The 9,093-nt window shown below is 61.0% G+C and carries 10 protein-coding genes and 3 tRNA genes; 5 read left to right on the forward strand and 8 right to left on the reverse strand.

The genetic code is table 11. The annotated features are described in order from the left end of the window. The 5 genes from ACE04I_RS24490 to ACE04I_RS24510 all read right to left on the reverse strand — a co-directional run. Positions 1-521 (reverse strand): GTP-binding protein (locus ACE04I_RS24490; RefSeq protein ID WP_487207666.1); only part of this gene is annotated, 521 nt, incomplete at its 3' end. Positions 522-1,133: 612 nt separating this feature from the next. Further along, positions 1,134-1,376, reverse strand: a complete 243-nt coding sequence (locus ACE04I_RS24495; protein WP_487207667.1) for a PepSY domain-containing protein — start codon at positions 1,374-1,376, stop codon at positions 1,134-1,136. A 102-nt stretch (positions 1,377-1,478) separates the two neighbouring features. Next, complete coding sequence (locus tag ACE04I_RS24500) at positions 1,479-1,964, reverse strand: GlcG/HbpS family heme-binding protein (RefSeq protein WP_046792708.1); 486 nt, start codon at positions 1,962-1,964, stop codon at positions 1,479-1,481. 226 nt (positions 1,965-2,190) lie between these two features. Next, positions 2,191-2,264, reverse strand: a tRNA-Gly gene (locus tag ACE04I_RS24505). Positions 2,265-2,289: 25 nt separating this feature from the next. Further along, a tRNA-Tyr gene (locus ACE04I_RS24510) sits at positions 2,290-2,374 on the reverse strand. Between the two features lie 204 nt (positions 2,375-2,578). On the opposite strand from ACE04I_RS24510, the gene ACE04I_RS24515 reads away from it, so the two are divergent. From ACE04I_RS24515 to cysQ, 3 genes are all read left to right on the forward strand, one after another. After that, on the forward strand, positions 2,579-3,475 hold the full coding sequence (locus tag ACE04I_RS24515) for a TrmH family RNA methyltransferase (protein ID WP_046792709.1): 897 nt from the start codon (positions 2,579-2,581) through the stop codon (positions 3,473-3,475). A 75-nt stretch (positions 3,476-3,550) separates the two neighbouring features. Continuing rightward, positions 3,551-4,063 carry a DUF982 domain-containing protein gene (locus tag ACE04I_RS24520; protein ID WP_280950036.1) on the forward strand — a complete coding sequence of 171 codons (513 nt, stop codon included), beginning with the start codon at positions 3,551-3,553 and terminating at the stop codon, positions 4,061-4,063. A 97-nt stretch (positions 4,064-4,160) separates the two neighbouring features. Continuing rightward, a complete protein-coding gene (gene cysQ, locus ACE04I_RS24525; protein ID WP_046793021.1) occupies positions 4,161-4,940 on the forward strand; it encodes a 3'(2'),5'-bisphosphate nucleotidase CysQ in 780 nt (259 codons plus the stop codon). Positions 4,941-4,955: 15 nt separating this feature from the next. Here the strand turns inward: cysQ and ACE04I_RS24530 are convergent, their stop codons facing one another. Together ACE04I_RS24530 and ACE04I_RS24535 are read right to left on the reverse strand one after the other, a co-directional pair. Continuing rightward, a complete protein-coding gene (locus tag ACE04I_RS24530; protein WP_046792711.1) occupies positions 4,956-5,336 on the reverse strand; it encodes a VOC family protein in 381 nt (126 codons plus the stop codon). A gap of 636 nt (positions 5,337-5,972) precedes the next feature. Further along, positions 5,973-6,048, reverse strand: a tRNA-Thr gene (locus ACE04I_RS24535). A gap of 176 nt (positions 6,049-6,224) precedes the next feature. Here ACE04I_RS24535 and ACE04I_RS24540 point away from each other — a divergent pair. Then, complete coding sequence (locus tag ACE04I_RS24540) at positions 6,225-7,013, forward strand: NAD kinase (protein WP_046792712.1); 789 nt, start codon at positions 6,225-6,227, stop codon at positions 7,011-7,013. Positions 7,014-7,034: 21 nt separating this feature from the next. On the opposite strand, the gene ACE04I_RS24545 is transcribed toward ACE04I_RS24540, so the two are convergent. Beyond that, entirely contained in the window at positions 7,035-7,685 is a 651-nt protein-coding gene (locus ACE04I_RS24545; RefSeq protein WP_046792713.1) for a TetR/AcrR family transcriptional regulator, read from the reverse strand. 174 nt (positions 7,686-7,859) lie between these two features. Here ACE04I_RS24545 and ACE04I_RS24550 point away from each other — a divergent pair, with 174 nt between their 5' ends. After that, complete coding sequence (locus tag ACE04I_RS24550) at positions 7,860-9,062, forward strand: multidrug effflux MFS transporter (protein WP_487207668.1); 1,203 nt, start codon at positions 7,860-7,862, stop codon at positions 9,060-9,062. The last annotated feature ends 31 nt before the right edge of the window (positions 9,063-9,093 follow it).

The following is a 9,093-nucleotide window of genomic DNA, read 5'->3' on the forward strand; positions in this document are numbered from 1 at the left end:
AGAGCGGCAAGCGCCGAGCCCTTGATGACCGGAATGTCGTCGCCCGGGAAGTCGTAGGACGACAGAAGTTCGCGAACTTCAAGCTCGACGAGCTCGAGAAGCTCGGCGTCGTCGACCTGGTCGACCTTGTTCAGGAACACGACGATCGCCGGAACGCCGACCTGACGGGCCAGCAGGATGTGCTCGCGCGTCTGCGGCATCGGGCCGTCGGCAGCCGAGCATACCAGGATCGCGCCGTCCATCTGCGCCGCACCGGTGATCATGTTCTTCACATAGTCGGCGTGGCCGGGGCAGTCGACGTGCGCATAGTGACGGTTCGGCGTCTCGTACTCGACATGCGCCGTCGAAATCGTGATCCCGCGCGCCTTCTCTTCCGGAGCCGCATCGATCTGGTCGTAAGCCTTGAACTCACCGAAATACTTGGTGATGGCCGCCGTCAGGGACGTCTTGCCATGGTCAACGTGACCAATCGTGCCAATGTTGACGTGAGGCTTCGTGCGCTCAAACTTGCTCTTTGCCATTGAATGCTTCCTGTGAACATAAAGGTGGACCCGGCGACCGGGTTTGGTGCAGCCGTTTAAGGCTTTCCATAAGAATGCGCAAGACATAATTGCGGCCAGCCGCCGGGACAAGGGGAGACGCGCCGCAAGGGCACCTTCCCGGCCACGGACCATGCTTCCGATCGTCCGGCAATCTACCCGCTCCGCACAGAACAGCAGCCCCTTTCGCAGATGATTTCCCCGATCGCTTCCCCTGCCCCCCAGGCACGCAGTCGGCGTCGGCTAGCCACCCGACACTGGCCAACACCGGCAAATGTTCCGGATCGGAACAGATGTTGTGGATATTCACGACCCGCTAACCATACGCCTTAACAGCGCTGGAACCATTTAAGGGGCGGAGACAGCTTGGCGGCGTCGCGGCCAACCCCAGCCAATCCCGGGCCGCGATCTCGAGGCTCGGCACGGCGGATCACACACGAGGTGTGCCGAGCCTCGTAGGCTTACAATTCCAATGAATGAGATTTTTCGCGCCAATGGAGGCGCGGCAAACGGGAATCGTCCCCCCATGCATTCAGCCTGAGAGGCCAACGGAACCGCGAGACTTTTCCATCATCCGCGTCACTCTGCCGGATCTTACCTGACAGCCTCGCCCGTCTTGGGATTGATCCTGATCTCGGCCTTTGCGCCATTCTTCATGAAATACTCGATTTCATAATAGCCCCGATCGTTCCAATCCACTTCATCGACATATTCCACATCCGGAGTCTGTTCGATTTTGGCGACGATCTCCGACAGCTTCGCGCCGTCGGGTGCGGCGGCGTGAGCGTTGAGCGCCGTGATCACGAGTGACAGAGCCGAGGCAAAAAACAGGCGCATTGAGAGCTCCTTCTTCGATAACTTACAGATAGATTTAGATCACCGGGGCCGAACAGACCGCCCCGGTGAGATGGCAGTGGCCCTGCAGGCCACCGCTCGGGCTTACTCGGCGCCGCCGATCGCCTTGATCCCGGCGGCTGCGCAATTGGCGTCGACATCGCCCGAAGGGGCGCCGCCCACGCCGATCCCGCCCACCAGCGCGTCGCCGATCTTGATCGGCAGACCACCGGCCTGGATGACCATCCGCGAATCCATATCGCGCATGCCAGCATTTGCGGGCTGCGAGGATACAAATTCAGAAAGTCCCGCGGTGTCGCGACCCAGTGCGGCGGAGGTGAATGCCTTTCCTTCGGCGCTGGACCCCGTGTGCGGGCCGGAATTGTCGGCCTTGAGCAGCACTTTGGTTCCGCCGTCGCGCCCCACAATGGCGACACTGACCCTGTTGCCCTCGGCGGCGCAGGCCTCCAGCGCGGCTTGTGCTGCCTTGGTTGCCAATTCGAGGGGCAGATAAGGAGCCGTCGGCAGGTCCTGCGCGACAGCGGCGGCAGGAGCAAAAAGCGATACTGCGAGAATGAATTTACGCATCATATGACCTCTCTATTTCAACGAACACGATAAAGAGTAGGGCGCGGTACAAGCCGCGCCAGTCATATGGCTCGAAGAAGGTAAAGCAGGTATGAAGCTTGGCCAGCTTCGGCGGTTCCAGGGTGGGAAGCTCTCCTCCCCGAGCGGCGCGCGAATCAACATTTGCTCATGCGCTCGGTTTCGCCGCGCGACCGAGTGAAATGGGCTATAGCCAAGTGGTTGAAAAGCTTGGAGCGGGTAGCGGGAATCGAACCCGCGTATTCAGCTTGGAAGGCTGCTGCTCTACCATTGAGCTATACCCGCGGGGTGGTCCGATCCGGCGACAGAATGGTGGAGGGAGTTGGATTTGAACCAACGTAGGCTGAGCCAACGGATTTACAGTCCGTCCCCTTTAACCACTCGGGCATCCCTCCAGTTTTCCGTCTGGATCAATTGACCAAGCTCGTCAGATCGGCGGTTCGAAAGGCCGTCCCGCGATCTGCGCCGCGTATATGACCGTACCGTCCTCGTCTGTCAACACGAGCTTTTTGGAAAAATGCGGAAAATAATCATCGGACTGCGGGCGGCCTTTCCTGCACGGGGCTTTGCCGAACGAGCCGGCGCCGCTATAAGGCGCCATGAGCAAAGATGACAAATCCGACAGATCCGGCCGCGACAGCCACTATGCAACGCTGCGCCGGGCCGTGCGCGACGCCAAGCGCGAGCGCGGCGAAATTCCAACGCCTTCCACAAAGAAGCGGCAGAAGCCCGGCGCCGACACCTGGAAGCCGCCGCAGCTGCAGCCGGACCAAGTCTATTTATACGGCCTGCATACGGTTCGCGCCGCGCTCGACAATCCCGCACGGGAGATCATCCGCCTCTCCGTCACGCAGAACGCCTTCGCGCGGCTCGATATCGGCGAGGCACCGGCCCTTCCCTTCCCTGTGGATTTCGTCTCTCCGCAGGAGATCGACAAGGTGCTCGGACCCGAGGCCATCCACCAAGGCGCCATGCTGGAAACGAGGCCTCTGCCCGTCCGGCGGCTGGAAGCCCTGAAGGACAGCCCCCTTCTCCTGGTGCTCGACCAGATCACCGATCCGCACAATGTCGGCGCGATCATGCGTTCGGCCGTCGCCTTCGGCGCCGGCGCGATCGTCACCACCCAGAGACATAGCCCGACCGAATCGGGCGTGCTGGCCAAATCCGCCTCGGGTGCGCTCGAACTCATTCCCTATATCCAGATCACCAACCTGGCGGATGCACTCGGCGAACTGCATGAGCTCGGTTTCCAGACGATCGGGCTCGATTCGGAAGGACCTGCGCCTCTGGAAGGTACTTTCTCCGGCAACCGTATCGCCCTCGTGCTCGGCTCCGAGGGCAAGGGCCTGCGCCAGAAGACGCGGGAGACGGTACAGGATCTGGCGCGACTCGACATGCCGGGCGCGATCAAATCCCTCAACGTCTCGAACGCCGCCGCCGTCGCGCTCTACGCGACGCGCCAGCATCTTCTGAGATCCGGCGCCGTGCCGGGTTGACGGCCACGACGTCTGGCTGCAACCCCGGCGCAAGCTTTGTATGTCCTCATGCACCATCCTTCTACAGGAGCGTGCATGGACCGAGGAAGCTGGAGAAGGCCCGTCGTCCTTGAAGCGGGCGGAAGGCGGGTAACAGTGCCCGACACCTTCGTCGCGGCCAGGTTATTGGTCGGCGCATGGCCGGACAAGGGCGGCGAAACGCATGCCCAGGCGGTCAAGTCCTGTCGCGACGTGCTCAAGGGCGGAGCCATTGCCGGACTTGCGCGAGCCGACTTCATAGAGGCTGCCCTCCAGGCCGGCTTTCACGTGAGGCCGGAAACCTTCCTGGGCGAGAACTGGGCGGCATCGGCCGATACCCGCCCCGCGCCCGAGCCGCAGCTTTCCGGCGCCGATATCTATCCCATCATCAGGAGACAGGCGTTGTGGGAGGCTCCTGCTGCGCCTCCGATCGAGGAGGAACCTCGAATCCGCGAGCTCTTTTCCGAACTCTTCGCGATCCTCGGCATGATCGGGCGCAGGCTTTTGGGAAATGCGGGTCGCATCCTCACCAACGCCCATCGCGCCGCCCCGCATGGAGGCTTGCGGTGATGGAACGCCGGATACGGGCCTAAAAGACTCGAAACCTTGCCGCAAACATGGCATGCGGAAGACAACGAGGATGCCGCAGATGCCGGACATGGGTTCCATGCTTGATATATTCGAAAAGGCCGCCCTGGCGGCCGGCAAGATCATTCTCGATATCTATCGCGCCGGCCCGGATTACAGGTTGAAGGCGGATTGCACGCCGGTGACCGAGGCCGACGAACGCGCCGAAGCGATCATTCTTGCAGCACTTGCCGCGCATTGCCCGGATATTCCGGTGATTGCGGAAGAGTCCGTTGCGGCCGGCCGCGTGCCGGAAATCGCGCACCGTGCCTTCATCCTCGTCGATCCACTGGACGGAACCAAGGAATTCATCGGCGGGCGGAACGACTTCACCGTCAATATCGCGCTGATCGAACAGGGAAGCCCGGTGCTTGGCGTCGTTTACGCGCCGGCCCTGGGCGTTGCCTATTGCGGCGGTCCCGAGGGCGCATGCAAGCTCGAAATCGCCGACGACCTTTCCGGCGCCACCCGGCGGCCGATCCATGCGCGTCCGGCCGCCTCCCCTCCGGTCGCCGTTGCCAGCCGTACACACGGTAATGCCGAAACCGACGCCTATCTCAAGCAGTCCGGAGCGGCCGAAATCTGCTGCATCGGGTCGTCGCTGAAGTTCTGTCTTCTGGCCGAAGGCAAGGCCGACCTCTATCCGCGCTTCAGCCGCACCATGGAATGGGATACCGCCGCCGGCGATGCCGTGCTTCGCGCAGCCGGTGGAATGACGCTGGAACTCGACGGGCTACCGCTTCGCTACGGCAAGACAGGCCAGTCCGAGGATGCCGATTTCGCCAATCCCAGCTTCATCGCGCGGGGGATCGTCGGGTAGGCGGGACCCAGGCCGCTATTCGAGTTGGTTGCTGACCTCTACCAGATTGCCATCCGGGTCCTTGAAGTAAACGGACAGGATTCTTCCCATCGCGCCGGCCCTTTCGCCCGGTCCGTCGACAATCTCCACGCCCTCACGCGTCAGATATCGGACGACGGCATCCATGGGCGTATCGGTCAGTAAACAGAAATTACCGCTGCCGGGGACCGTCTCGCGTGCAATGGCTGGTGATGCGGCGGCATCCTGAATACTGATCTTGTTGGCGCCGAAATGCAGCGACCATTTCCCCGGCCGCTCCTCCCGCGATTCCATGTTCAGCACGCGCTCATAGAAGCGGCGAGTGGCCGCGACATCGGCGACGCAAAGGACGATATGGTCGAGAGCACGCATCTTCATGCCGCCATCCTACTCTGCTGCGCAGCCGGGCGCGCGTGGATGCACCGGAGATCTTCGACCAAGTGGACGAGAACTGGCAGCAGGCTAAAAGGCCAGAATCAGCAGTCCCGCCCAGAATAGTGCTGACAGTTCTGCCGCTACCAGGAATCCGAATATCGTATCGCTCAAATGCTCCTCCCTCAGGCAACCTCCATTGCCTGAGGCCAGAATAAGCGAGAATCAAAAGTTTCGCTACGCTAGATTTGAGGCCGACACTTTGAGCGTCATTCAGTTGAGCAGTGAATACATCACAGCGCCGACAGAACTCCAGAAGCCAACCAGCACTAGCGACATAGCCACAAGGAACACCTTAGCCATAGGGCCACTCCACTCATCTATTCGAGAGCCTGGATATCTATCGCTGCCCGGTGAACTTGGCATCGGTATCAGGTCCTAGGTCAGCTTGGGACTATGGTCTCATTCGGGGGAAGTGCGCCCGAAGCGCAGCGAGGCAATCAATGCAACTCTACGACACTGTGCCCCTGGACAGCCTCCGCCGTACCCAGAATGGATGAGACCAAACTGGAAAACGCGAAACGTCCGGTAAAACGCGGTACATTAGGTATCAGGTGGGAACGCTGAAAAGTAAGGATTTACTGGTGCCCCCGGCAGGGTTCGAACCCGCGACCCCCTGATTACAAATCAGGTGCTCTACCAACTGAGCTACAAGGGCATCCAATGACGTGGGGAGTTAGCAGATTTTCCCTTCCTGTAAAGAGAAAACTCGACGCTGGCCGGGCGTCTTTTTCCGGCCGGGGCCGAACTCCGTACCGCTCCGACCGCAAGAGCCTTGTCCGGAAAGCATTCTTTCATGTACCAAGGGCCGGTGGTTCCACGAGGCTTCGCTCCATGTCCCTGCCGAAGAAGACGCTTCCGCCCAAAACATTGGGCTTCATCGCCTCCACCGCGCCGGAAGCGCAGAGCGCATTGGAAGAGCTTCTGCGCCTTTACGGCAACACGTCGATCGAAGATGCCGACGTGATCGTAGCGCTCGGCGGCGATGGCTTCATGCTGCAGACGCTGCACCAGACGATCAATACCGGAAAGCGCATCTACGGAATGAATTGCGGGTCGGTCGGTTTTCTCATGAACGACTATCACAGGGAAAATCTCCGCGAACGCGTGGCGGAAGCCATCGAGAACGAACTTCACCCATTGAAGATGACGACCACCAACGAGGACGGATCGAGTTCGGTCGCGCTTGCCATCAACGAGGTCTATCTCTTCCGGCAATCCTACCAGGCGGCCAAGCTGTGCGTGGAGATCGACGGGCATGTGCGGCTGGAGGAGCTGATCTGCGACGGCTTGATGGTCGCCACCCCCGCTGGTTCGACGGCCTACAATCTCTCCGCCCATGGACCCATCCTGCCTCTCGAGGCGCCGCTTCTGGCCATGACGCCGGTCTCGGCCTTTCGCCCCCGCCGCTGGAGGGGTGCGTTGCTGCCGAATCACGTGCGCGTCGATATCCACATCCTCGAACCGGAAAAACGCCCGGTAAACGCGGTGGCAGACAATGCGGAAGTCAAATCGGTGCTGCATGTCAGGGTGGAACAGTCGACGGAGGTGACCGCCCGCATCCTCTCAGATCCGAACCACTCCTGGTCCGACCGGATTCTCGCCGAGCAGTTCAACAACTGATCCCCGCCGGAATCGGAAGAGCTACCGTTTGCCGAAGGCGCGCAGGAAGGTGCGCGTCGCATTGGCCGCCATCTGCTCGATCTCCTCGTCGGGCGTCTGACGGCCGAGCTGCTGATCGATGCGGAGATCCATCGCCAGCAGGGCTATGAACTGGCGGGCAGCCAGTGCGGGATCATCGAGTTCCAGATAGCCGGCATGGGCAAGTTGGGCGAGACGCGCGGCGACCGCCGGATATTTTTTTCCAGGCCCATATTCCTTCCAGGTCTCGAAGAGCTGCGGGAAGCGAACGCCTTCGGTTTCCACGAGCTTGCGCAGCCAGCGGCCGCTCGGATCGCAGATCGCCTTGCGCAAAAGCCGGACGGAAAACTCCGTCAGCTCCTTTTCGATATCCTTCGGTGCTACCGGAAAGGTATCCAGCACCCGAAAGAAACCCGCCGTCGAGCGCTCGGTGATCTCGGTCACCACCACCTTGAAGAGATTATCCTTATCCCCGAGCTGATTATAGATCGTCTGACGCGACACGCCTGCCCGAGCAGCGATCGCATCGATGCTGGCGCCCGCATAGCCCTGCTCCGCAAAAACATCGGCGGCGGCATTCAGGATCGCCTGGCGCTTGTTGTGCGCCGGCGGCCATGTGGAGGCTTGCTCAATTTCGGCAGACGAATTTTTCATGACACCAACATAACGGCACTTGACGAATTGGACAATTGTGTCCAAAATTATTTACATGAGTGACGATCGCGAGCGATATCGCACTCACCGGCTCTCATTTTTTCCATTCTTTCACAATCGTCCTGCGCATTGCCGTCTCCACGGCGGATGTGGTGACGGGAAAGGTTTTTTCCAATGCAGACCAGAGCTCTTCCCCATGCTCTTACACTCGGGCTGCTCTCGGCCGTCGGGCTTTTCGCGCTCGACATGTATCTTCCAGCACTTCCCACCATCAGCGAACACCTGAACGCCGACAGCCATGCGGTCCAGGCAAGCCTGATTTCCTTCTTCGCGGCAATGGCGGTTTCGCAGATCGTCTACGGCCCGGTGTCCGACATGTTCGGCCGCAAGCGGCCCCTGTATGTCGGTCTTGGCCTATACGCTATCGGCGCCATCGGCTGCGCGCTTTCCCCATCGATCGAATGGCTGATCGTCTTCCGCTTCCTGCAGGGTATGGGCGCCTGCGCGGGCGTGGTGATCTCGCGGGCGATCGTTCGCGACCTGCATACCGGGCCGGCCGCCGCGCAACTGATGTCGCGCCTGATGCTGGTCTTCAGCGTTTCGCCAATCCTGGCGCCGCTGGCCGGGAGCATCGTGACGGTATTCGGCGACTGGCGGCTGATCTTCTGGGTCATGGTCGGGGCTGCCGGCGTAGTCCTTGCGGTCACAATCTTCTTCCTGGAGGAAACGCGGCCCGCCACACTTCGCGCCGAAAGCAGCATCGGCAGCGCAATCAAAGCCTATGCCACGCTCCTGAAAGACCCTTACTACCTGGGGCTGGTCTTCATCGCCTCCTTCGGCATGTCCAGCTACATGATCTATGTGGCCAACTCGTCCTTCGTGCTGATCGAGCACTACGGCCTCTCGCCTTCCTTCTACAGCATCGTGTTCTCGGTCAACGCGGTCGGCTTCATCGGCATGTCGCAGATGAACGGCTGGCTCTCCCGCAAGATCGGCCTCAGGAAGGTCATTCGTGGCGCTGTCGTGGGCTATTCCGCCATGATGGTGGCCTTGGCTTTCGTCACCTCGCTCGGCATCGACCAGTTGGAGGTCATGGCCGCCTTCCTCTTCGGCGGATACGGCTTCCTCGGCATGATCAACCCGACCGCGGCCGTGCTGGCACTCGAACATCATGGCCGAATCGCCGGAACCGCCTCGGCCATGATGGGCATGATCCAGTTCGTGACATCCGCAATTGTGGTGGGAATCGGCGGGTTGTTCGCGGACGGCACCTCGCTGCCCATGGTCACCGTCATCGCCATCTGCTCGGTGATCGTCTTCCTGCTGACGCTCGTCGTGCTGCGCAGCGAGCGCAGCGCCGTCGCCGCCGCGGAATAGGCGCTCCCTTCAACAGGAAAGGGGGGGGGGG

This window comes from Rhizobium moroccans (assembly GCF_057559155.1).